Genomic DNA, 23,403 nt, shown 5'->3' with positions numbered 1-23,403 from the left:
TGTTTTCAGAGGGAGGGCTTGACGATGTAGCGCAGTTCATCGGCATGCAGGGCCACCACGGTTTCGGCCCGATGCGTCAGCACGGCGCGCTGGTTGATGGAACCCTTGTCGGTGATCTCGCCGCGGTCAATGGTGGGAGGGTCTGGCAGCAGACACAGGCGTGCGATGCGGTTGGCGCTACCGGTAGCCGATCGTGCGAGCTCATCCACCACCTTCTGGAATTGCGCCAGCACGCCGGGGCTGTTCAGTACATCGGCCATGGGCGCGTTGGCGTCCAGGCCACTCAAGGCCCTCACGGCCTGGGTAGGAAACACCATGGCGCCCACCTCCTTCATATTGAGCCCAGTCAGTACCGCGTCCTGAATGTAGGGCGCACCGGCCGCAATGATTTTTCCGCGCAGCGGCCCCACGCTGACGAAGGTGCCGGTGGCGAGCTTGAAGTCCTCGGCGATGCGGCCATCGAACCTGAGGCCCAGGTGGATGTCGGTCTCGTCAATCCATTTGACCGCGTCGCCAGTGCAGAGAAATCCTTCTTCATCAAAGGCCTTGGCGGTCTCCGTGGCGTCGCGCCAGAAGCCCGGCGTGATGTTGGGGCCCTTGTAGCGCACCTCGATCTTGCCTTGCACGTCTACCAGCTTGAGTTCCATGCCGGGTGCCGGCACCCCGATGTCGCCGGCTTTCACGCTGGAGTTGGTCACGAAGATCGCGAACGGCCCGGACTCGGTCATGCCAAGGCCCGTGGCCATCACGATGCGCTCGCCGATTTCCTTTTCCTGGGATTCATACAGGCTGTCCCACACCGCCTGGGCCAGCGCGGCGCCTGCGTAGAAGAACATGCGGACGCGCGACAGCAGCTTGCCACGCAAGGCGTCGTCCGTCTTCATCGCGTCGGCAATGGCCTCGAAGCCGGTCGGCACGTTGAAATAGATCGTGGGCGCAATTTCGCGCAGATTGCGCAGCGTCTCATGCATCAGCGCTGGCGTGGGCTTGCCGTCGTCGATGTACAGGGTGCCGCCATGGAACACGACCATGCCGAAATTGTGGTTGCCACCAAAGGTGTGGTTCCAGGGCAGCCAGTCCACCAGCACGGGCGGCGCCTCGGTCAGCACCGGCATGGACTGGGCCATCTGCTGCTGGTTGGCGCACCACATACGCTGCGTGTTGATCACGGCCTTGGGTAGTTTGGTCGAACCGCTGGTGAAGAGAAACTTCACAATCGTGTCCGGACCGGTAGCCTGCATGGCCTCATCCACGGCCGGCGTGGCCATTGTTTCAACCAGGTCAGAAAACGGCGTTGTCTCACGCCCGGCGACCTTGCCGGCCGTCAGCACGACCTCCACGTCGGCGCCGACTGTGGCCGTGATGGCCTTGCCATAGCGTGAGGCATCCGCAGCAAAGACCAGTCCCGGCGTGACCGTCTTCAGCACATGGCGCAGTTTGGCGTAGTCCTGGCTGACGAGGGAGTAGGGGGGCGAGGTCGGCACGAAAGGCACGCCGGCCACCATGCAGCCCAGCGCCAGTAGCGCGTGTTCGAGGTCGTTCTCGGACAGGATGACCACCGGGCGTTCCGCGCTCAGGCCGCGGTTGACCAGCGCCTGGGCGATACTGCGTGCGCTGGCCCAGGCTTGTGCGTAGCTCACATGCCGCCAGTTACCCGTGCTGCCATCGGCAAGCTTTTCGCGACGCGCCATGAAGATGCGGCCGGGCGCCACCTGCGCCCAGTACTGCATGCGGTCCGTCATGCGGATGGGGTAGTCCAGCAGGGGTTGCTCGGCGCGCAGGTAGTGCACGCCAGGCGCACCGTCGCGCAGATTGACGCGGGTGACGCCAAAAGTCAGGGGGCGAAATTTCGGGCTCGTCATGCTTGTCTCTTCCGGGGGCGTTGCGTTTTATTTTTTTGCTGTTGGGTTGGGTTGGGTTGTGTGGTCGCGTTGTGCCGCGCTGTGTCAGGTTTTTTGCACCTTGTCGGCCCGGCCCTCGAGGAAGGCGCGAACACGGTCCTTGGCCTCCGGCGCGCTTTGGGCAATCGCCGCCATCAAGGCTTCCGTCAGGTAGCCCTGCTCGGCCGGCTGCTCGGCAATCCGGGGCAGGGCATGCATCAGTGCGTAATTCGTCAGAGGGGCGTTTTGCGCCACACGCGCGGCCAGTTCCATGGCCTTGTCAAAGGCCTGGCCTTCGGGCACCAGGTACTGCGCGAAGCCGGCGCGTTCGCCGTCTTGCGCGGTGTAGACCCGGCCGGTCAGCATCATGTCGGTCATGCGTGCGACGCCGATCAGTTTGGGGATACGGACCGATCCGCCGCCGCCGACAAAAATGCCACGGGAACCTTCCGGCAGCGCATAGAAGGTGGACTCGTCGGCGACGCGGATGTGGCAGGCGCTGGCCAACTCCAGCCCGCCGCCGACCACGGCGCCTTGCAGCGCGGCAATCACCGGAACCGGGCCGAACTGCACCCGTTCGAGCGCGGCGTGCCACATGCGCGAATGGTGCATGCCCTGGCCCGCGTCGCGCTCCTGCAGTTCGCCCAGGTCCAGGCCGGCGCAGAAGTGCGCGCCTTCGCCGTGGATCACGGCAGCACGGATGGTCGTGGGCAGTTTTTCGAAGATGTCACGCAAGGCCAGGATCAGGCTGTCGTTGACGGCGTTGCGTTTGGCAGCGCGGCTCAGGCGGATCACCGCGATCTCCTGGTGGTCGCCGCGAATGTCAAGCTGGATGTCGGTGGAAGAGGTGTTGGACGTCATGGTCAGATTTTTTTCGAAGTGAATGAATTGTGGTTATAAAACATAACTAATTCAATTGTCTTTCTTGCTTGTTTTCTCGGTGTTTACCCGCAGATCGAGTAAAGATCCGGACCCGGTCATCGGAGGGAAGCGCGGCGACCAGGGGCGGGGCGGCTCGTATGAGCCGGGCGCAAATGCCCTTGGGATGAATCGGGGGGAGGGGGGGCGTGCTTACGCAGGAGACGGGAGCGAAACGCCGGTGTTCATCTCCATCACACCCCCGGTACGGAAATGCAGAAATGGGGCAGTTGATTTTTGCCTGCCACTTGTTCGCTGGCGCCGCTACCTGACCGATGAAGCAGCCCTGAAATCAAACGCCGCGGACACAGCGGGGCCAGCGGGTGATTCGCCGTATTTGATGAAATCGGGACGTTGGGGCCCGCGGAACTGCGGCAGTGTTTGGAGGCGGGGCAGGGCCGATGGTGGTCGGCGGATGAAGTCACTTAGTTGTATGTTGTCGTACAACGTATAGACTTCGCACACCCACCAACCGTTATGCCCTCATAAGTGCCGCCGTGACGGTACCGCCGCGACGAGTCAGCCCTGGGTCGTGCGCCCCTCCGGGGTCTGCATCGCGAGCACGTTGTTGCCTCGGCGCAGGCGTTCGCGGCTGTTGGACAGGTGTGTCCGCATGGCGGCGCGTGCGGCCTCGGCATCCTGATTGCTGATCGCGCTGTAAATGCTTTCATGCTCGCTATGGACGCGCTCCAGGTAATTCAGGCGGCCCTCTGGCGCCTGGTGCACGATGCTCACGCGCGTGCGCGGAATGATCATGGTGCCCAGGTAGGTCATCAGATCGGCAAAGTGCCGGTTGCCTGTGGAGCGGGCGACTTCCATATGAAACTGGAAGTCGGGCGGCACCGCGTCGGAGTCATCGTTGATGGAGTCCTGAAAGGCGCGCAGTGCATTTTTCATGGCCAGCAGGTTTTCAGGCGTTCTCCTCTGTGCAGCCAGGCCTGCAGCCTCGGTTTCAAGGCTGATGCGCAACTCCAGCACCGAAATCACATCGGCCACCGTGGCGAAGTCTTCCGCCATGATCTTGAAGTTGCCGGTCTCTTGCGGCGGTAGCACAAAGGTGCCTATGCCATGCCGGGTTTCGACCAGGCCAGACGCCTGGAGCCTGGACAGCGACTCCCGAACCACGGTGCGGCTGACATCGAACCGGGCCATGATTTCCGCCTCGGTGGGGAGCTTGGCGCCGGGCTTCAACTGCCCGTCCCGGATGCTGGCGGCCAGGCTTTCAACGATTTCGCCGACCAGCCCGCGCGGGCGGCGCATGCGAAGCGGCGCCTCGTGAGGGGGCGGCATATCGGGCTCGGGTTGGCTAAGGGTTTTCCTTGAATTCATTAAAAAACCGTTGACAAGCTAAAGAAGGGATTGGAGAATTCCAGTCGTCAGACAACCTATGACTGATGAGATGTTGGGTTGACTTTAACAAACTTCAAAAAAAAGTCCAGTTGCAATTGGCAATTGGATCCGGAATGCCAAAAATGACCATCAAAGTTCATGAAAAACTGCTGTTGACCGGCGCCGCGGGCGGTTTGGGCAAAGCCCTGCGCGAGCGTCTCAAGGCCAATTGTTCGGTGCTCCGGCTGTCCGATGTCCAGCCTTTCGGCGATGCCGCTGCGGGCGAAGAAGTGGTGCTGGCCGATCTGGCCGATGCGGCGGCCGTCAATGAGATGGTGAAGGGGGTGGATGCCATCGTTCACCTGGGCGGCGTGTCCGTCGAAGGGCCGTTCGGGCCCATTCTGCAGGCCAATATCCTGGGCGCCTACAACCTCTACGAGGCTGCGCGCAAACACGGCGTCAAACGCGTGGTGTTTGCCAGCTCCAACCACGTCACCGGCTTTTACCGCCAGGACCAGACGATCACTGCGGATCATCCGCCGCGGCCCGACGGCTTTTATGGGCTGAGCAAGGCTTTTGGGGAAGACCTGGCACGCCTCTACTTTGACCGCTACGGCATTGAAACCGCCTGCGTGCGCATCGGCTCTTCATTTCCCGAGCCGAGGGACCGCCGCATGCTGGCCACCTGGCTGAGCTATGACGACCTGCACCGCCTCATCACGGCCTGCCTGACAACGCCGGTGCTGGGCCACAGCATCATCTTCGGCATGTCGGATAACGCGGTCACCTGGTGGGACAACAGCCGCGCACGCCATATCGGCTATGTGCCGAAAGACAGCTCGGATGTTTTCCGCGATGCGGTTTACGCGCGCACTCCCCAGCCGGATCTGAACGATCCGGTTGCCCAGTACCAGGGCGGTGGTTTTGTCGTGGCCGGTCCTTTTGGCGATTGAAGGCATGAGCATCATCACGAGTGCGACGCAGGCCGAGCTACTGCTCGATGCGCGCAATGCCACGGGCGAAAGCCCGGTATGGCGTGCCGACGAGCAGGCGCTGTATTGGGTCGATATTCCTGCGCGCACGCTGTGCCGCTGGCAGGCCGACACAGGGCGTACCAGCCACTGGCTGGCGCCCGAAATGCTGGCCTGCATCGCCTCGCGGGGTCCGCAGGCCGGCTGGGTGGCAGGCATGGAAACCGGTGTGTTTGAACTGCAGCCGCATGAAGACGGCCGTCTGGATGTCCGGCTGCTGGCCGGGGTGCGGCATGCGCAGGCCGGCATGCGCTTCAACGATGGCCGCTGCGACCGCCAGGGGCGCTTTCTGGCTGGCACCATGGTGCTCGACATGGCATTGGGGGCTGCGGCAGGGTGCCTCTACAGCCTCGAAAAGAACAGCGAGAACAGCGGACCAAAAAAACTCCTGGGTGGCTTCATCACGCCCAATGGCTTGGCTTTCAGCCCGGACGGGCGCACCATGTACCTGTCGGATTCCCATCCATCAGTGCAGACCATCTGGGCATTTGATTACGACACTGATAGCGGCACACCGTCTAATCAGCGGGTGTTTGTTGACATGAACCCGCTGCCGGGGCGGCCCGACGGCGCCGCTGTCGACGAGGATGGCTGTTACTGGATTTGCGGCAATGACGCCGGTCTGGTTCACCGCTTCACGCCCGCCGGCAAGCTGGACCGCTCCATTGCAGTTCCGGCCGCCAAGCCTGCGATGTGTTGCTTTGGCGGCCCTCGCATAGACCAGCTTTTCATCACCACGATCACCCCTGCGCAACCCGTGGCGGGCTATGACCCGGCACTGGCGGGCGCGGTGTTCGTGGCTCATCCCGGCGTTCGCGGCATTGCCGAAACGCCGTTTTCGCAGTAGCTTTCCCATTTCAACGCGCAACCATAACTCAGGAGACATCGCATCATGACAAACAGAACTCCCCGCATTTCGGCTATTCGCTCGGCCGCCCTTGCCGCTTTGCTGGCGGGCCTCGGCATGGGTGCTGCCCAGGCCGTCGAGTTCCGCTCGGCCGATACGCACAACGCCGATGACTACCCCACCGTGGCCGCTGTCAAGTACATGGGTGAACTGCTCGAGAAAAAGAGCGGCGGCAAGCACAAGATCAAGGTCTTTAACAAGCAGGCCCTCGGCAGCGAGAAGGAAACCATCGACCAGGTCAAGATTGGCGCGCTCGACTTCACGCGCGTCAATGTCGGCCCGATGAACGCCATCTGCCCGTTGACCCAGGTGCCGACGATGCCGTTTTTGTTCAGCTCCATTGCGCACATGCGCAAGTCGCTCGACGGCCCGGTCGGTGACGAGATCCTGAAGAGCTGTGAGTCCGCCGGTTTCATCGGCCTGGCGTTTTATGACAGCGGTGCGCGCTCGATCTACGCCAAAAAGCCGATCAAGACCGTCGCTGATGCCAAGGGCCTGAAGATCCGCGTCCAGCAGTCGGACCTGTGGGTCGCGCTGGTCAGCGCGATGGGCGCCAACGCCACGCCCATGCCTTATGGCGAGGTCTATACCGGCCTGAAGACCGGCCTGATTGACGCCGCCGAGAACAACATTCCGTCGTTCGATACGGCCAAGCACGTGGAAGCCGTGAAGGTCTATTCCAAGACCGAGCATTCGATGGCGCCCGAGATCCTGGTGATGTCGAAGGTGATCTATGACAAGCTGCCCAAGGCCGAGCAGGACATGATCCGCGCGGCGGCCAAGGAGTCGGTGGCATTTGAGCGCCAGAAGTGGGATGAGCAGGAAGCGAAGTCATTGGCCAATGTCAAGGCTGCTGGCGCCGAGATCGTGGAAGTGGACAAGAAGTCGTTCCAGGCCGTGATGGGCCCGGTCTACGACAAGTTCATGACCACGCCAGACATGAAGCGCCTCGTCAAGGCGGTTCAGGACACCAAGTAAACCTGCGGGGCAGGCCACGCCTCCTGCCGCAAGGCGGGGGGCTCCTGTCTTCCCTTCCTTTGCGGGGAGGTGGGACGGTCAGGTCAGAAAAAGATTAATCCATGTACACAAAATTTTGCGCGACGCTGTCCAAAGTCAGCCTGGCTCTGGCTGTGATCGGACTGCTCGCGGTTGTCCTGTGCGTCCAATGGCAGGTGATCGGACGCTACATTCTCAATGACACGCCGACCTGGGCCGAGGCACTGGCCCTGTTGCTGGTGCTGTTCGTCACCGCATTCGGCCTGGCGGTCGGCGTGCGCGACGCCGGCCACATTGGCCTGGAGTCCCTCGTCGTGCTGCTGCCCGAGAAATGGCAGCACCGCATCGAAATACTGATTCATTTTCTTGTTGGCAGCTTTGGTGCGCTGATGGTCTACGGCGGCTGGTTATGGATGGCCGCGAAATGGGACGAAAAGAAACCCATGTTGCCCGTCCCGGACGGAATCGACTATTTGCCGATGGTGATTGCCGGCGTGCTGATCGTCCTGTTTTCAATTGAACATGTGATCGCGCTGCTGCGCGGCCAAGTAGTGGAGCCCGCATGGAACTGACCGTACTCGCCCTGAGCTTCACGCTCTTCCTCGTGATTGGTGTGCCGGTCGCGTTTGCGATCGGTCTGTCATCCGTGGCCACCATCATTGCCGCGGGTCTTCCGGTTGCGGTGGTGTTCCAGAAAATGGTTGGCGGCATGCAGGTGTTCTCGTTCCTGGCCATTCCGTTTTTTGTCTTCGCCGGCGAGCTGATGCTCTACGGCGGCATTGCCGAGCGCATCGTGCGCTTCGCCAACAGCCTGGTCGGCCACGTGCGCGGGGGCCTGGGCATGAGCAACGTGATCGGTTGCACGCTGTTCGGTGGTGTCGCTGGCTCGCCACTGGCTGACGTGTCGGCGATGGGCTCGGTGATGATCCCGCTGATGAAGAAGGAAGGCTATGACGCCGACTATGCGGTCAACGTCACCACGCACGCCGCGCTGGTCGGCGCCATCATGCCGACCTCGCACAACATGATCATCTTCACGCTGGCCACCTCCGGGATCGCCTCGGTCAGCGTGCTGAGCCTGATCCTCGCGGGCCTGGTTCCTGCGGTGATCCTGACCCTGTGCAACCTCGGCGCGGCTTACTACGTGGCCGTCAAGCGCGGCTACCCCACACGCGGCGCTTTCCCCGGCTGGGGTGAGGTGTTGCGTGCCTTCGGTGCTTCGCTGCCGGGCCTGCTGGTGGTGGTGATCATCCTCGCCGGTATTTTGTCGGGCGCATTCACGGCCACCGAGTCGGCATCGATCGCCGTGGCCTGGGCGCTGGCGATCACGGTGTTTGTCTACAAGACGCTGACGTGGGAGAACTTCCTCAAGGCCTGCACCAAGGCTTGCAAGACGACCGGTGTGGTCCTGCTGCTGATTGGCATCTCGGCCGCCTTTGGCTACTTCATGGCGCTGTACGAGGTGCCGCAGCTGACCGGCGAGCTGATGAAGTCGGTGAGCAGCGAGCCCTGGGTCATCTTCCTGATGATCAATGTGCTGCTGTTCGTGCTCGGCACCTTTCTCGACATGGCGGCGACCATCCTGATCTGCACGCCGATCTTCATGCCGATTGCGATGCAGTTCGGCATGGACCCGGTGCAGTTCGGCATCGTGATGCTGATCAACTGCGCGCTCGGGCTGAACACGCCGCCGGTCGGGACGGTGCAATTCGTCGGCTGCGCCATCGGCGGCATCTCGGTCGGCCAGGTGATGCGTTCGATCGCCCCCTTCTACGGCGCGCTCGGTCTCTGCCTGCTGCTCGTGACTTATGTGCCGGCTTTCTCGTTGTGGTTGCCGGCGCTGTACAAGTAAGCGTTTTCGTTTGAAGATAGTCTCACCATGACCAATCCTCCTGCACAGGCCGCATCGCAGGCCACATCTCAGGCTGCGTCGCGGGCCGAGCCGCAGGCTGTCCCGGGCACCGCGACAAAGAAGGTCCCGCTGTACATCACCATGCACGATCACGACAACGTCGCGATCGTGGCCAACGACGGCGGGTTGCCGGCCGGCAGCGTCTTCGCCAGCGGCTTGCGGCTGTGCGAGCAGGTGCCGCAGGGGCACAAGGTCGCGCTGGTCGACCTGCCCAAGGGCACCGCGGTGCTGCGTTACAACGTGCCGATCGGCTATGCGCTCAAGGACATCCCGGCCGGGAGCTGGGTGCATGAGCGGCTGCTTGAGATGCCCTCGGCACGCGAGCTCGACAATTTGCCCATCGCCACCGTGCGGCCGCCGGTGCTGCCACCGCTGGAGGGCTATACCTTTGAGGGCTACCGCAACCCGGACGGATCGGTCGGCAGCCGCAACATCCTTGCCATCACCACGACCGTGCAGTGTGTGGCGGGCGTGGTGGAATTTGCCGTCAAGCGCATCAAGGATGAATTGCTGCCGCGCTTCCCGAACGTGGACGACGTGGTGGGCCTGGAGCACACCTACGGATGCGGCGTGGCCATCGACGCGCCGGACGCGATCATCCCGATCCGCACCTTGCGCAACATCACGCTCAACCCGAATTTCGGTGGCGAGGTGATGGTGGTGAGCCTGGGCTGCGAAAAGCTCCAGCCCGAGCGCCTGCTGCCGCCCGGCACCATCCAGATCGTCGACGAACGCAATGTGGCCGATGTCGGCGTCAGCGCCGAGGCCGAGCTGGATGTGGTCTGCCTGCAAGCCGAGCATCACGTGGGCTTCATGTCGATGATCGACTCCATCATGGACACGGCCTTGCTGCACCTGGAGCGGCTCGATGCCCGCCGGCGCGAAACCGTCCCCGCCAGTGAACTGGTGGTGGGTGTGCAGTGCGGCGGCAGCGATGCCTTTTCTGGCGTGACGGCCAATCCGGCAGTTGGTTTTGCCACCGATTTGCTGGTGCGCGCCGGTGCCACGGTGATGTTTTCCGAGACCACCGAGGTCCGGGACGGCATCGACCAGCTCACCTCGCGTGCCGCCACGCCCGAAGTCGCCGAAGCGATGATCCGGGAGATGGCCTGGTACGACGCTTACCTGCAAAAGGGACGGGTTGACCGCAGCGCCAACACCACGCCCGGCAACAAAAAGGGCGGCCTGTCCAACATCGTCGAAAAAGCCATGGGCTCCATCGTGAAGTCGGGCACGGCGCCGATTAGCGGCGTGCTGTCGCCGGGTGAAAAAGTCAGGCAGAAAGGCCTGATTTATGCGGCCACGCCGGCCAGTGACTTCATTTGCGGCACGCTGCAGCTGGCGGCTGGCATCAACCTGCACATTTTCACAACGGGACGCGGCACGCCGTACGGGCTGGCGGAGGTACCGGTGATCAAGGTGGCCACGCGCAGCGACCTGGCCCGGCGCTGGCATGACCTGATGGACGTGAACGCCGGCCGTATTGCCGACGGCGAGGCCACCATCGAAGAGCTTGGCTGGGAGCTGTTTCACCTCATGCTGGAAGTTGCCAGTGGCCGCAAGAAAACCTGGGCGGAGCACTGGAAACTGCACAACGCGCTGGTTCTTTTCAATCCGGCGCCCATTACCTGAACCTGAACCTGAACCTGAATCTGAATCTGACGCTTCACAGGAAGAATTCACATGACCCAAACCACACCTTACCAATCCTTTCCCAACAGTTTCAAACGCGACCTGCTGGCCGGCAAGCGGCTGATTGGCTGCTGGTCGTCGCTGTCCAACGCCATCACCACCGAGGTCCTCGGCGTGGCCGGCTTCGACTGGGTGCTGCTGGACGGCGAGCATTCGCCAAACGACGTGGCCACCTTCATTCCGCAGCTGATGGCGCTCAAGGACAGCGTGACCGCGCCAGTGGTGCGGCCTTCGTCCAACAACGTGGTCGAAATCAAGCGGCTGCTGGACGCTGGTTTCTACAACTTTCTCATCCCCTTCGTGGAGAGCGCCGATGAAGCGCGCCGCGCTGTTTCTGCCACGCGTTACCCGCCGCAGGGCATCCGGGGCGTGTCGGTGTCCCAGCGCAGCAATCGTTATGGCACGGTGGTCGATTACTTCAAGCTGGTCAACGAGCAGATCTGCGTGATGGTGCAGATCGAGAGCCGTGCCGGCATCGCCGCCACGCGCGAAATTGCCGCGCTGGACGGGGTGGACTGCATCTTCGTCGGCCCCTCGGATCTGGCGGCCGGCCTGGGCCACCTGGGCAACGCGGGCCACCCCGACGTGCAAGCCGCCATTGCCGCCGTGTTTGCCGATGCCAAAGCCAGCGGCAAGCCCATCGGCATCCTGGCCCCCGTTGAAGCCGATGCGCGCCGCTACATGGAGATGGGCGCCACGTTTGTGGGTGTCGGAAGCGACCTGGGCACCTTCCGCTCGGCCACGCAGGCCCTGCGCGACCGTTACCGCGCCTGACGGACACTTTTTTAAATCACTTTGACTGGAGTCATTCAATGAGCAAGCTTGGTTTTATCGGCCTGGGCATCATGGGAGCGCCGATGGCGTCCCACCTGATCAATGCAGGGCATGAAGTTTTTCTGCACACGCGCAGCAAGGTACCTGCCGACCTGCTCACGGGCAAGGCGAAAGCCTGCGGTTCCATCCGCGAAGTGGCCGAGCAGGCCGACATCATTTTTCTGATGCTGCCGGACACACCCGATGTGGCCAAAGTGCTGTTTGGTGAAAACGGCGTGGCCTCCGGTTTGACCAAAGGCAAGACGGTCGTCGACATGAGTTCCATCTCGCCGATGGAGACCAAGGAATTTGCCAAGAAAATCAATGCACTGGATTGCGACTACCTCGATGCGCCGGTATCGGGCGGTGAAGTGGGCGCCAAAGCCGCCAGCCTCACCATCATGGTGGGTGGTCCCGACGCGGTATTTGAACGCGTGCGGCCGCTGTTTGAGTTGATGGGCAAGAACATCACGCTGGTGGGTGGCAATGGCGACGGGCAAACCTGCAAGGTGGCCAACCAGATCATTGTGGCGCTGAACATCGCGGCTGTCGGCGAAGCGTTGCTGTTTGCCAGCAAGGCCGGGGCCGACCCTGCCAAAGTGCGCCAGGCGCTGATGGGCGGTTTTGCTTCTTCCCGCATTCTGGAGGTGCACGGCGAGCGCATGATCAAGCGGACTTTTGCGCCTGGCTTCCGGATTGGCCTGCACCAGAAGGATTTGAACCTGGCGCTGGCCGGCGCGAGAACCCTGGGTGTAGCCTTGCCGCAAACCGCAGGGGCGGCGCAACTGATGCAGGCCTGCAGTGCCAACGGCATGCAGGACCTCGACCACTCCGCGCTGGTACGCGCACTGGAACTCATGGCCAATCACCAGGTCGCCTGAGTTCAAGGATTTCATGACCGCAGGCTGAGGCCGGGAGCGGTTTTTTCAAACAACGAGCAGGAGACGTCATGTCCATTAATCGAAGAGAACTTGTCGGTGCTTCCCTGGCCCTGGGTTGTGGTGCGCTGGGGCTCGGCGCGGCCAGCGCGCAAACGCCGAACTGGCCACTCAAGCCCATCAGGCTGGTGGTTCCCTACCCGCCGGGCGGATCGTCGGACATCATTGCGCGTGCGATTGCCCAGCCCTTGTCCGACGCCCTCAAGCAAAGCGTCATCGTTGACAACAAGGCCGGCGCCAATGGCAATCTGGGCGCGGATTTTGTGGCGAAGTCTGCACCCGACGGCTATACGCTGCTGCTCTGCGACACCGGCGCGCTGGCCATCAGCCCGTCGGTCTACACCAAGCTGGGGTTTGATCCCTCCAAGGATCTGCGCGGCGTGACCATGCTGGCGTATTCACCTCATTTGCTGGTGGTGCACCCCTCCGTGCCGGCCAACAACCTCAAGGAGCTGGTGGAGTTGTCGAAGCGGTCGAATATCAATTTTGCGGTGACCGCCATGGGCAGCGCGCCGCACCTGGCGGGGGTTGCGGTGGAGCGCGCCAGCGGCGCCAAGTGGCAATACATCCCCTACAAGGGTGGCTCGCAAGCGATCACCGACACCATCGCCGGCCAGACGCAGGTCCTGATGAATGGCATGCTGGCTACCTTGCCGCACGTGCAAAGCGGCAAGCTCAAGATACTGGGTGTTTCCAAGAGCACGCGCATGCCGCTGATCGGCAACGTCCCGACCTTGTCCGAGCAGGGGATCACCAATTTTGAATCCGGAACCTGGCAGGGACTGCTGCTTGCCAATGGCACACCAGCCGCCATCGTGAGCCGGCTCAATACTGAGCTCATCAAGATCATCCGCAGCCCGGACATCCGTGCCAAACTGGCGGGCCAGGGCGCTGAGGTGGTGACCATGACGTCGGCCCAACAGGATGACTTTTTCAACCGAGAGAAAAGCCGTTGGGCCAAGGTCGTCACGGACGCGGGCATCAAGCTGGACTAGTTGCTGGACTCGCTACTGGCCGGGTTGCAGTGACCGTCGATTGACATTGCGCCGAAGGAGAGTTGCCATTTCTCAGCACAACAACAGCGTCTCATCATCACCGCCGCTCGCCGCAGCATTGCTGGATCCGGCACGCTTTGACGGTGAAGTCGTTGGCAAACCCGTCCGTTTGTTCACGCTGCGCAATCGGCGGGGCATGGTGGCGGGCATCACCAGTTATGGCGCCAAGATTGAGCAGTTGCTGGTCCCGGACCGCGCTGGCCGGCTGGACGACGTGGTGCTGGGCTACGACTGCCTGGATGCCGTGGTGAAGGGCGCTCCCTCCATGGGTGCATTTGTGGGGCGTTATGCCGGGCGCATTGAGAATGCCCGCTTCACACTCGCCGGAACCGCGCATGTGCTGACGGCCAACAACGGCAGACATTGCCTGCACGGCGGGCTGAAGGGGTCGCGCTTTCGCGTCTTCGATGCCGTGCAGCACGACGACGCCAGCGTTGAAATGCGCTATCTATTCGCCGATGGCGAAGAGGGCTTCCCCGGTGCGATGGCGCTGCGTCTCGTGTACAGCCTCACCGAAGCCAATGAGCTGCAACTGGACTACGAAGCCCTGGCCCTGGACAAACCCACGGTAGCCAGTTTCACCACACATGCTTTTTTCAACCTGAATGGCGAGGCCAGCGGCAGTGCTCTGGGCCATGAGGTGATGATTTGTGCGGAGCGTTACTTCGGGATGACGGCGGACCTCATCGCAACGGGGGACATCCTGCCGGTGGCCGGTACGTCCTTTGATTTTCGCCAGGCCACCGTGCTCAGTACGCGGGTGCACGGCGCGCCGCTGCAGGCTGGCGCCAGAATGCCGGCAATCGATGCGGTCGATGGCTACGACAGCTGTTTTTTGCTGGACCACCCCGCCGACGGCACGCTGGCCCTGTGCGCCCGCGTTCGCGCACCGGAAAGCGGCCGCGTGATGGAAGTCTGGTCAACCGAGCCGGCCCTGCAGTTCTACAGCGGCTTGCAGCCGCAAGAGCCATTGGCGGGAGGCCCGGGCAAGGGCGGCCGGACTTACTTTCAGCAGCAAGGACTGTGCTTTGAGCCGCAGGCTTATCCCAACGCACCCAACAGGCCGGCATTTCCTTCGGCGGTGTATGAGCCCGGTCAACGCCGTGCGGGCCGTACGGTTTACCGTTTCAGCACGGACTAGGGCCACCGTAGACACCTGCAATACCAAGGCCTACAAGGTCTGGAAACCGATGAACCCGGGCGTGAGATGACTTTGTTGCTTCATCTCCCGGCAACGACTTGCCACAATGCTTCCGCCGGCGCGGCCAGGGCGGCGCGCTGGCGGTAAAGGCGGATGTCGACGGGAATATGCCATTGGGAGCTGCCGGCCGCCAGCAGTTTCCCGGTACTGAGTTCGTCCTTGATCAGACTCTGGGGCAGCCACGCAATGCCTCGTCCTTCCATCACCATGGTTTTCAGCAGCACCGCGTGGTGGGCGGTGAACACGGTGGTAAACGGTTCTTCTTCAAGGGCCGAAGGCATCAGGGCGCGCATGATGCGCCCCAGCCCGGATTCCTGGCTGTAAGTCAGGATGGGTTGAGTTTTTTTCAATGAATCGTCGATCCAGTACTGCGGTTTCCCGCTGGCAAGAGGTGCCGCCACAGGAAGCAGGACGTCGTCGCTGACGCGCGCAAACGCAAACTGGATGTCGTCGAGACGGCAGGGTACCGACGAATGGCCGTGGCAGAGCAAAAACTGAACGCGCCGCTGCAGCATCAGTTCCTCGCAGGCAACCAGGTTGTCTGAAATCATCTGGATGGGCCCCAGCCGCAACTGCGCCTCGATGCCGCTGAGCCAGCTGGGGAAAAACGTCAACGACAGGACGTGCGTGGCGGCAAAACGCAGGCTGATGGCGGCCTGCTCATGGGCCGCACGGGCCTTGAGTCGCGATACCTCCAGCCGTTGCAGCAGGTCGTCCACGGAAGGGTGGAAGCGTTTGCCCGCTTCGGTCAGCGATACCGGGTGGGCACTGCGGTCAAACAGATCAACGCCGACCCATTCTTCGAGTGATTTGATGTGACGGCTGAACGCGGGCTGCGCGATGGCGCGCACCTGCGCCGCGCGGGAGAAATTGCCGCTGTCGGCCAGCGCCAGGAAGTCTTCCAGCCATTCAAGATCAAGCGGTCGGTTGCCGGGGCCCATAAATGAATAGTTCTATGCGTTTCGAGTATTGGACGTGTTGCACGGGCTGGCTGATCATTCGGCATCTTTTCATCAATCTACAACTCAGGAGCTTCCATGCCAACCATCGCCAATTATCGGGGGATTATTCCCGCCATCGCCTGCCCGTTTACCCCCGACAACCGGATTGACGAACCCGCTTTGCGCCGCCTCGCCTCCTGGCTCGCCAGCCACAAAGGTGTGGTGGCCGTGATGACCAATGGCCACACCGGTGAAGTGTTTTCGCTCACACCGATTGAACGCGCCCAGGTCACGCGCATCGTGGCCGACGAGCTCAAGGGACGCATGCCCGTCATTTCCTCGATTGTCTGCGAAGGCCTGACAGAAGCCGCAGAGCATGCGCGGCTGGCCAAGGAAGCAGGCGCCCAGGCACTGGATGTGATGCCGCCCCACCACTGGTTGCGTTTTGGTTTTCATTCGGATCACGCGCTGCAGTACTTCGATGCCATCTGGCAAGCCTCGAAGCTTGACCTGGTGTGCCACGTTTATCCCGCCCGGACTCAGGCCTCGTATTCGTCGGAGTTGCTGGCCGATCTGGCGCGCCTGCCCTACGTGCAGGCCTTCAAGGTAGGCCAGCGCGAGATGAGCAAATATGCGCGCGACATCAAGGCGATCCGCGATGCCGACGCCTCCAAGGCGATTCTGACCTGCCACGACGAGTACCTGCTGGCCTCCATGGTGCAGGGCGTGGACGGCGCGCTGGTGGGTTTCGCCAGCTGCATTCCCCAGCTCATCATCGACCTGTTTGAAGCCGTCAAGGAAGGCGACCTGCACAAGGCCATGAAGATCCAGGGGCTCATCACCCCGATCAAGGAGGCCGTCTACGGCGCGGGTGAGCCTACCGGCGAAGCCCATGCCCGCATGAAAGCCGCCATGAAATTTGCCGGTGTGCTGGAGAGCGCGCATGTGCGCCCACCAACCCATGCACCGTCTGCCGCAGAAAACGAGATGATCCGCCTGGCCGTCGCCAACGCGGGTCTTCTCAGGTAAGTTTCAGCCCCGCCATTCGAGGAGACACACACCATGAAACGCCAACAATTCCTTCGCACCCTGATCGCCACCGCCTTGCTCGGTGTCAGCGCCGCCTCCATGGCACAAGCCTGGCCGGCCAAGTCGGTCAAGCTGATCATTCCGTTTCCGCCGGGCGGCACGCTGGACACCGTGGGCCGCATGCTGGCCCAAAAGCTGACAGAGCAGACAGGCCAGAGTTTTTTTGTGGAGAACAAGCCAGGCGGCCAGGGCATGATTGGCGGCGATGCGGTGGCCAAGGCGCCGGCCGACGGCTACACCCTGCTGTTTAACGCGTCCACTTTCACCACCGCCCCGATGACGGTCAAGTCGGCGCCCTACGACGTGACGCGCGACTTTGTGCCGGTGGCGCTGGTCGCCAAGGCGCCGCTGTCGATCGCCATCAACAAGAACCTGCCGGTGCAAGACCTCAAGGGTCTGATCGCCTACGGCAAGGCGAACCCCGGCAAGCTGTCGTTTGCCATCGGCTCGACCGGTTCGGCCGGGCACTTGTCCACCGAACTGCTGCGCCGCTCGGGCAACCTGGACTTGCTGATCGTGCCTTACAAAGGCACGGCGCCCGCATTCCAGGACCTGATTGGTGGCCAGATCAGCGGTTTTGTGGACCCCATCCTGGGCTCGTTCAGCTTCTACAAGACTGGCATGCTCAAGGTCATTGCCGTGACCTCGGCGGCGCGGGTGTCCACCCTGCCCGAGGTGCCCACGGTGGGCGAAACCATCCCCGGTTACGAGTTTTACAGCTGGTACGGCGTGTGGGGTCCGGCCAAGCTGCCGGCTGACATTGCACAGCGTCTGAACGCCGAGGTCAACAAGGCGCTGAACGGCGAGATGCGCGAGAAGCTGGTGCAGCAGGGCCTGCTGGTGGGCGGCGGCTCGATGGACGACTTTGCGCGCTTCCAGCGTGACGACATGGCCAGGTCCGCCAAGATCATTGCCGAAGGGGGCATCCGTGCCGAGTGACATGCCGGCTCAAGCCGCTACCGGGTCCCACGTGCTGGTCACCGGCAGCAGCTCGGGCATTGGGCTGGCGATTGCACGGCACTTGCTGGAGCAGGGGTGGCGGGTCAGTGGCTGGGACCTGGCGGCGCCTGCGCTGGTGCATGCGAACTTCACACCTGTCACTGTGGACCTGGCGAGCGCCGACAGCATTGACCAGGCTCTCCAAGCGCTCCAGGCCTTGCCAACCCAGCCGCCGGTGACGGCACTGGTACATGCGGCGGGCTGGATGCGCACGGCCCCACTGGGCGGGCTCGACTTGCAGGCCGGCGAAGCCATGTGGCGCCTGCACGTGCAGGCTGCTGCACAGCTGGCGCAGGCACTGGTGCCCGCCATGGCCAGCCGTGGCCTGGGTCGGGTGGTGCTGATCGGCAGCCGTGTGGCTCAGGGCATGGCCGGGCGCAGCCAGTATGCGGCGGTAAAAGCCGCGTTGATTGCGATGGCGCGCAGTTGGGCCGCCGAGGTGGCGGCCAGCGGCGTGACGGTGAACGTGGTTTCTCCGGCTGCCACGCAGACCGCCATGCTGAGCGACCCGGCGCGCGCCGGCAGCGCGCCCCAGCTACCGCCCATAGGCCGCTACATCGACCCGGCCGAAGTGGCCGCCCTGGTGTCTTTTCTGCTGTCTTCCCAGGCTGCGGCCATCACCGGGCAAGACCTTCAAATTTGCGGCGGCGCTTCGCTGCCGCGCTAAGGAACTTATTTCATGAAAATTATTGACATCATCGAATCGACCCGACCCATCAAGTCGGACATCCGCAACGCCTACATCGACTTCTCCAAGATGACACTCAGCCTGGTGGCGGTGGTGACGGACGTGGTGCGGGACGGCAAGCCCGTGATTGGCTATGGCTTTAATTCCAACGGCCGTTATGGCCAGGGCAGCCTGATCCGTGAACGGTTTCGCCCTCGCGTGCTGGAGGCGGCGCCGGCCACGCTGCTGGATGAAAGTGGTGGCAACATCGATCCGCACAAGGTCTGGGCCTGCATGATGTCCAACGAAAAGCCTGGCGGCCATGGTGAGCGTTCCGTGGCCGTGGGCACCATCGACATGGCGGTGTGGGACGCTGTGGCCAAGATTGAACAAAAGCCGCTGCATGAACTGCTGGCGCAGCGCTACGGCAACGGCCAGGCCAATCCGCGCGTCTTCGTTTATGCGGCGGGCGGTTACTACCATCCCGGCAAGGGCCTGGACGGCTTGCGCCGCGAGATGATCAGTTACCTGGAGCGCGGCTACTCGGTCGTCAAGATGAAGATTGGCGGAGCCTCTCTTGCGGAAGACATGGAGCGCATCGAATCCGTGCTCAAGCTGCTCCAGCCGGGGCAGCAACTCGCGGTCGATGCCAACGGCCGTTTTGATCTGCCCACGGCCATCGCCTATGGCAAGGCGCTTTCCGCCTACCCGCTGTTCTGGTACGAGGAAGCGGGCGACCCGCTGGATTACGAACTCCAGGCTCGGCTGGGCGAGGTGTACCAGGGCAGCCTGGCCACCGGGGAAAACCTGTTCTCCATGCAGGACGCGCGCAACCTGATCCGGCACGGCGGGATGCGGCCCGACCGCGATTGGCTGCAGTTCGACTGTGCGCTCAGCTATGGCCTGGTCGAGTACCTGCGCACACTGGACATGCTGAAGGCTCATGGCTGGTCGCCCAGCCGCTGCATTCCGCATGGCGGCCACCAGATGTCGCTGGCCATTGCCGCCGGCCTGGGCCTGGGCGGCAACGAGTCCTACCCGGACCTGTTCCAGCCCTACGGCGGCTTCCCGGATGGCGTGAAGGTCGACAAAGGCTACGTGACACTGCCCAGCTTGCCTGGCATCGGGTTCGAGGGCAAGGCGGATCTGTACCGTGAAATGCGCGCGCTATCCAACTGAACAGCGAAGCCGGCTCACCCTCACCCCAACCCTCTCCCAAAGGGCGAGGGAGAAAGAAAAGCGTATTGCACGTATTACTGAGCCGAGTAGTTACCTGGCCAGCGGGTCGTATTCAGGTGGTTCATGGGGCTTATGGGGCTTATGGGGCTATTCGCCCAGGTTCGGCGTGAGGAACGCCCCCCGGGCAATGGAGGGGGACGAAGGCTGCGCATGCACTGTTGCAGCATCGTCACCCTTGAGTGTCCCGACCGAGTACAGCGCGCCGGGCGCATTGCGTGTTTGCTGGAATTCGGCCAGGCTCTGACCGCGCATGGCGGCGTAGATATGCAGGTTGCTGATGCCCAGAACCGCGCCCCACTTTTCCAGCACGAAAAAAATCACGCCGTAATGGATCAGGCCGCGCCAGTCGCGCGCGCGCAGCAGGCCGCTTTCCTCATCGGTCAGGCCTGCGGCGGCATAGGCGGTTTCTTCATCCTGCAAAAAGGCCTGCCGGTGGGCCGGCTGCGTCATGGCATGCAAAAAGCGGTTGATGCGAAGCGCCTTGACGCTGCGTGCCAGCGCGTAGGGGTAGGTGCCGGCCAGTTGTTCGGCGCCCTGCAGTTGCAATTGCGATTGATGCAAGTGGCGCTGTACTTCACCCGCCACGGGTGGGTGGCTGCGGTTTTCGTAGATGGCGGTGGCGATGCCCGTCATGGACGGCAGGTAGTAGCTTTGGTGGACTTTGCGTACCGATGCGGACAAGGCTCCGCGCATCACCAGCCACATGATGACTTCGGCCCCTTCCGCGCCCCCCAGCTCGACCAGTTCGGCCTGGGTCAGGTCGGCCAGGCGCTCGGGGTCGTGCTCGATGAGATCCAGAAACGTCTGGTCCCAGGCCGGGTTGTTGAAGCCCGCGCGCTCGCCGTGCACCTGGTGCGACAGGCCGCCTGTCGCCACGATGGCGATGCGCAGTGGCTCGGGGTAACTTTCGATCGCGCGGCGCAGCGCCTTGCCCAGCTCGAAGCAGCGCCGCGCAGTCGGCATGGGAAACTGCAGCACGCCCACCTGCAGCGGGATGATCGGAAGCGGCCAGCCACCCCCTGGACCCGGTTCGTGGGGCAGCAGCAGCGACAGCGGTGAAAAGCAGCCGTGGTCCAGCGCCCGGCCCTGGAAGAAGGACAGGTCGAAGGCATCGGCCATGACCGACTGGCCAATGTGCGCGGCAAGCAGCGGGTGGCCGGCAATGGGCGGCAGGCCGCGGGTGCCGCCCCCTTCGTCGGCCACCGGATACTGCTCCCCCACGCCCAGTGAAAACGCCGAGTAGTGGTCCAAAAAGAAGGAGCTGATGTGATCGTTGTAGATCACCACCAAGGCATCGGGTTTTTGCTCGGCAAGCCAGCGGCGCGGCGGCTCGAAGGCCTCGAAAATGGGCGCCCACACCGGATCCGCCTGCTTGCCGCTGTCCAGCGCAAAGCCGATGGTGGGCGTGTGTGAGGCGGCAACTGCGCCAAGTAGGGTGGCCATGGGGAATATCTCTGTGAAACGTCGCGTGAGTGGGGGGAGCGGGGGTGTGAGTGGGGTGTCCTGTCAGTCCAGCGATGCCCTGGTTTTGCGGATCACCTCGGCAAAACGGGTGGACTCGGCCTGGATGTATTGGCCAAACTGCTCGCGTGTCTGCGGAAACAACTCGTAGCCGAATGACAGGTACTTTTCCTTGATGTCCGGCTCGGACAGGGCTTTTTCAATGTCTTTCTGGATTTTCTCGGTCACCGCCTTGGGCAGGCCACGTGGCGCTGCAATGGCGGTCCAGCCGCTGACCTCGAATCCGGCAGGTCCGCCCGCTTCTGCGACTGTCGGCACATCGGGGTAGGCGGGAATCCGCCGAGGAGCGGCGACCGCCAGGAAGCGGAGTTTGCCGGCCCGGTAGAGCGGGCCTGCGGTGGCGCTGGTGCCTAGCGAAAACGCCAGATCACCGGTTGCAACCGCGGTGTAGAGCTGTGACGTTTCCTTGAAAATAATGTGCTCCATTTGGGTTGCGGTCACGGTGGTAAACAGCGCCGAGCCAAGATGGACCGGATTGCCTACAGACCAGGAACCGTAGTTGAGTTGTCCCGGGCGGGCCTTGGCGTCGGCGATCAGGTCACCCACATTTTTGTAGGGGCTGTTGGTGGCAACCGTCGCGAAAAAGTAAGTCTTGAACAGCGGCAGGATGGGATCAAAGTCCTTCTGCGCGTCATACGGCAGTTTCTTGAACAGATGGGGATAGGCCGACAGGTGGACGTTGTCCAGCTGGATCAGGTCGTGCCCATCGGACGCTCCCCGCTTGAAGGCATCAATGGCAATGAAACCGTTGCCGCCTGGCTTGTTTTCCACGATGACGGGCTTGCCCCAGGTACGCGACAGCTTGTCAGCCACCATGCGCAACACCCCTTCAGGTCCGCTGCCCACGGGGAACGGCGTGATGATGCGGACAGGTTTGGTCGGGAAGTCCTGGGCGCCCACATGGCTGGCCGCCAGCAAACCCAGGAATGGCAATAGCAGGCAGGCTTTAACACGACGGTTCATGCCGGGTCTCCAAAAATATTGAGATGAATGCGGGGTTGACATTGCCCCATATTGTGAGAAGTCCGCCTTCCGCTGATAAGCGCTACGGGACGCTAGCAGTTATAGCGATTTGGAATAGTCAAACTTCAGCCATTCAATAAATCAGAGGTATGCCCTGGTTTGATGCCTTGATTTTTAAATGCGATAGTCCTGTTTGGCTATCCATTTTGCTATGTTTTTGATAGCTGTCTACGCCCGCAACTGCCGGGCTATAGGATCAAAATCATGATGAAATTGCCCGTGCCGATGACATCGGGTAGGGCGTCAGGCACGTTCCAGCCGCTCAGAGGTCTCTCAGAGGTATTTGGCAGCGACCTCTCGCAGCAGTCGCTGCGAGGTTTGTTGCGTCAGGGTGGACGGGCGGCGTGCACTGGTGGCAAGCGACACCTCGATGCGCAATGGGGCATCGCCAATCTGGCGCAGCGTAAAAGCCGACGGCCGCAGCGAACTGGCCACCGCGTTACGGCTCAAAATGGCATGGCCAGCGCCGTCAGCCACCAGGTCCAGAATGGCCGAGACGCCATCAATTTCAAGTGCAATGGTCGGCCTTAAGGCTGCTCCGGCGAGTTCAGACTCCACCCGCATCCGGATGGCGTTGGGCCGACTCGGGATCACCAGCGGCAAGCTCGCCAATGCCGGAAGGGTGATGGGCTGGGAGGGCGGGTCCTCATGCGGCCCCGGTGGACGGGCCTGCACCAGCAACAGCTCCTCCTCCATCAGCGGGCTGATCTCGATGTCGCCCGTGGGCTGAGCGTTGTACAGCACGGCAAGGTCGAGTCGACCGTTAACCAGGTCTTCCTGGAGGGCCACTGACAAGCCTTCGCTGATCGAAATGGTGGCGTCCGGCATTTGCGCACGAAACGCGCGTGTCAGCGGCACCGTCAGCGCCCGCGCCAGGCTGGGGGGCAAGCCGATGGCCACGCGCCCGTCGAGTGCGCCGCGCACCCGGCCCAGTTCTTCTCTCGCACGCGCCACCTGGTGCAGAATGCCGCGCGCATGCGCCAGCAGTAGCTGGCCGGCTTCGGTGGGCGCCGCGCCGCGGCCGTTGCGTATCAACAGGTTCTGGCGCAACTCCACTTCCAGCAGGCGCACCTGCCGGCTCAGCGCCGGCTGAGCAATGTCCAGCGCAAGGGCCGCGCGGGTGAAGCTGCCGAGTTCGGCCACCCTGACAAAGTATTCGAGCTGTTTGAGGTCCATGGGTTGTTTGGATGGCGAGACAAACATTATGCTGGTTTGTTATAGCTGCTAGCGGGCGTGGCGGCTTTCCCTGGTG

At 62.6% G+C, this 23,403-nt stretch carries 21 protein-coding genes; 14 read left to right on the top strand and 7 right to left on the bottom strand.

Annotated features, from left to right (window positions below; all coding sequences use genetic code 11):
- Window positions 1-5: 5 nt before the first annotated feature.
- From AC1DS5_RS06790 to AC1DS5_RS06780, 3 genes are all read right to left on the bottom strand, one after another.
- Entirely contained in the window at window positions 6-1,862 is a 1,857-nt protein-coding gene (locus tag AC1DS5_RS06790) for a feruloyl-CoA synthase (RefSeq protein ID WP_477717482.1), read from the bottom strand.
- Between the two features lie 84 nt (window positions 1,863-1,946).
- Window positions 1,947-2,741: a crotonase/enoyl-CoA hydratase family protein gene (locus AC1DS5_RS06785; protein ID WP_477717481.1), complete on the bottom strand. Its 795-nt coding sequence runs from the start codon at window positions 2,739-2,741 to the stop codon at window positions 1,947-1,949.
- 576 nt (window positions 2,742-3,317) lie between these two features.
- Complete coding sequence (locus AC1DS5_RS06780) at window positions 3,318-4,088, bottom strand: FadR/GntR family transcriptional regulator (RefSeq protein WP_477717480.1); 771 nt, start codon at window positions 4,086-4,088, stop codon at window positions 3,318-3,320.
- Window positions 4,089-4,270: 182 nt separating this feature from the next.
- On the opposite strand from AC1DS5_RS06780, the gene AC1DS5_RS06775 reads away from it, so the two are divergent.
- From AC1DS5_RS06775 to AC1DS5_RS06730, 10 genes are all read left to right on the top strand, one after another.
- Window positions 4,271-5,080 carry an NAD-dependent epimerase/dehydratase family protein gene (locus tag AC1DS5_RS06775; RefSeq protein WP_477717479.1) on the top strand — a complete coding sequence of 270 codons (810 nt, stop codon included), beginning with the start codon at window positions 4,271-4,273 and terminating at the stop codon, window positions 5,078-5,080.
- 4 nt (window positions 5,081-5,084) lie between these two features.
- Window positions 5,085-6,005, top strand: coding sequence for an SMP-30/gluconolactonase/LRE family protein (locus AC1DS5_RS06770; RefSeq protein ID WP_477717478.1), 921 nt, complete (start codon window positions 5,085-5,087; stop codon window positions 6,003-6,005).
- A 45-nt stretch (window positions 6,006-6,050) separates the two neighbouring features.
- Entirely contained in the window at window positions 6,051-7,043 is a 993-nt protein-coding gene (locus AC1DS5_RS06765) for a TRAP transporter substrate-binding protein (protein WP_477717477.1), read from the top strand.
- Between the two features lie 101 nt (window positions 7,044-7,144).
- Window positions 7,145-7,633: a TRAP transporter small permease gene (locus AC1DS5_RS06760; RefSeq protein WP_477717476.1), complete on the top strand. Its 489-nt coding sequence runs from the start codon at window positions 7,145-7,147 to the stop codon at window positions 7,631-7,633.
- The gene (locus tag AC1DS5_RS06755; RefSeq protein ID WP_477717475.1) at window positions 7,624-8,913 is read left to right on the top strand and encodes a TRAP transporter large permease; all 1,290 of its coding nucleotides are present in this window, start codon (window positions 7,624-7,626) and stop codon (window positions 8,911-8,913) included. The genes AC1DS5_RS06760 and AC1DS5_RS06755 overlap by 10 nt, the downstream gene beginning before the upstream one ends.
- Before the next feature lie 141 nt (window positions 8,914-9,054).
- Window positions 9,055-10,605, top strand: coding sequence for a galactarate dehydratase (gene garD, locus AC1DS5_RS06750; protein ID WP_477717530.1), 1,551 nt, complete (start codon window positions 9,055-9,057; stop codon window positions 10,603-10,605).
- A gap of 51 nt (window positions 10,606-10,656) precedes the next feature.
- A complete protein-coding gene (gene garL / locus AC1DS5_RS06745) occupies window positions 10,657-11,439 on the top strand; it encodes a 2-dehydro-3-deoxyglucarate aldolase (protein ID WP_477717474.1) in 783 nt (260 codons plus the stop codon).
- Between the two features lie 38 nt (window positions 11,440-11,477).
- Complete coding sequence (gene glxR / locus AC1DS5_RS06740) at window positions 11,478-12,359, top strand: 2-hydroxy-3-oxopropionate reductase (RefSeq protein ID WP_477717473.1); 882 nt, start codon at window positions 11,478-11,480, stop codon at window positions 12,357-12,359.
- Window positions 12,360-12,427: 68 nt separating this feature from the next.
- The gene (locus AC1DS5_RS06735) at window positions 12,428-13,411 is read left to right on the top strand and encodes a Bug family tripartite tricarboxylate transporter substrate binding protein (RefSeq protein WP_477717472.1); all 984 of its coding nucleotides are present in this window, start codon (window positions 12,428-12,430) and stop codon (window positions 13,409-13,411) included.
- 40 nt (window positions 13,412-13,451) lie between these two features.
- The gene (locus AC1DS5_RS06730; RefSeq protein WP_477717471.1) at window positions 13,452-14,612 is read left to right on the top strand and encodes an aldose epimerase family protein; all 1,161 of its coding nucleotides are present in this window, start codon (window positions 13,452-13,454) and stop codon (window positions 14,610-14,612) included.
- A gap of 80 nt (window positions 14,613-14,692) precedes the next feature.
- Here AC1DS5_RS06730 and AC1DS5_RS06725 read toward each other — a convergent pair whose 3' ends face one another.
- Entirely contained in the window at window positions 14,693-15,613 is a 921-nt protein-coding gene (locus tag AC1DS5_RS06725) for a LysR family transcriptional regulator (protein WP_477717470.1), read from the bottom strand.
- 96 nt (window positions 15,614-15,709) lie between these two features.
- On the opposite strand from AC1DS5_RS06725, the gene AC1DS5_RS06720 reads away from it, so the two are divergent.
- Genes AC1DS5_RS06720 through AC1DS5_RS06705 form a run of 4 tightly spaced genes read left to right on the top strand, consistent with a single transcriptional unit; the run spans window position 15,710 to window position 19,547 of the window.
- Entirely contained in the window at window positions 15,710-16,642 is a 933-nt protein-coding gene (locus tag AC1DS5_RS06720) for a dihydrodipicolinate synthase family protein (RefSeq protein ID WP_477717469.1), read from the top strand.
- Between the two features lie 33 nt (window positions 16,643-16,675).
- Window positions 16,676-17,641 (top strand): Bug family tripartite tricarboxylate transporter substrate binding protein, encoded by a 966-nt coding sequence (locus AC1DS5_RS06715; protein WP_477717468.1) that lies wholly within the window; start codon window positions 16,676-16,678, stop codon window positions 17,639-17,641.
- Window position 17,642: 1 nt separating this feature from the next.
- Window positions 17,643-18,368, top strand: a complete 726-nt coding sequence (locus AC1DS5_RS06710; protein ID WP_477717467.1) for an SDR family NAD(P)-dependent oxidoreductase — start codon at window positions 17,643-17,645, stop codon at window positions 18,366-18,368.
- Window positions 18,369-18,380: 12 nt separating this feature from the next.
- The gene (locus tag AC1DS5_RS06705) at window positions 18,381-19,547 is read left to right on the top strand and encodes a mandelate racemase/muconate lactonizing enzyme family protein (protein WP_477717466.1); all 1,167 of its coding nucleotides are present in this window, start codon (window positions 18,381-18,383) and stop codon (window positions 19,545-19,547) included.
- Between the two features lie 147 nt (window positions 19,548-19,694).
- Here AC1DS5_RS06705 and AC1DS5_RS06700 read toward each other — a convergent pair whose 3' ends face one another.
- The 3 genes from AC1DS5_RS06700 to AC1DS5_RS06690 all read right to left on the bottom strand — a co-directional run bounded on the left by AC1DS5_RS06700 (window position 19,695) and on the right by AC1DS5_RS06690 (window position 23,327).
- Entirely contained in the window at window positions 19,695-21,050 is a 1,356-nt protein-coding gene (locus tag AC1DS5_RS06700; RefSeq protein WP_477717465.1) for a gallate dioxygenase, read from the bottom strand.
- A gap of 63 nt (window positions 21,051-21,113) precedes the next feature.
- On the bottom strand, window positions 21,114-22,091 hold the full coding sequence (locus tag AC1DS5_RS06695) for a Bug family tripartite tricarboxylate transporter substrate binding protein (RefSeq protein ID WP_477717464.1): 978 nt from the start codon (window positions 22,089-22,091) through the stop codon (window positions 21,114-21,116).
- Window positions 22,092-22,424: 333 nt separating this feature from the next.
- Window positions 22,425-23,327, bottom strand: a complete 903-nt coding sequence (locus tag AC1DS5_RS06690; RefSeq protein ID WP_477717463.1) for a LysR substrate-binding domain-containing protein — start codon at window positions 23,325-23,327, stop codon at window positions 22,425-22,427.
- Window positions 23,328-23,403 lie beyond the last annotated feature (76 nt).

This window comes from Polaromonas sp. P4_H1, assembly GCF_056400945.1.
This window is presented reverse-complemented; position numbering and strand designations above follow the sequence as displayed.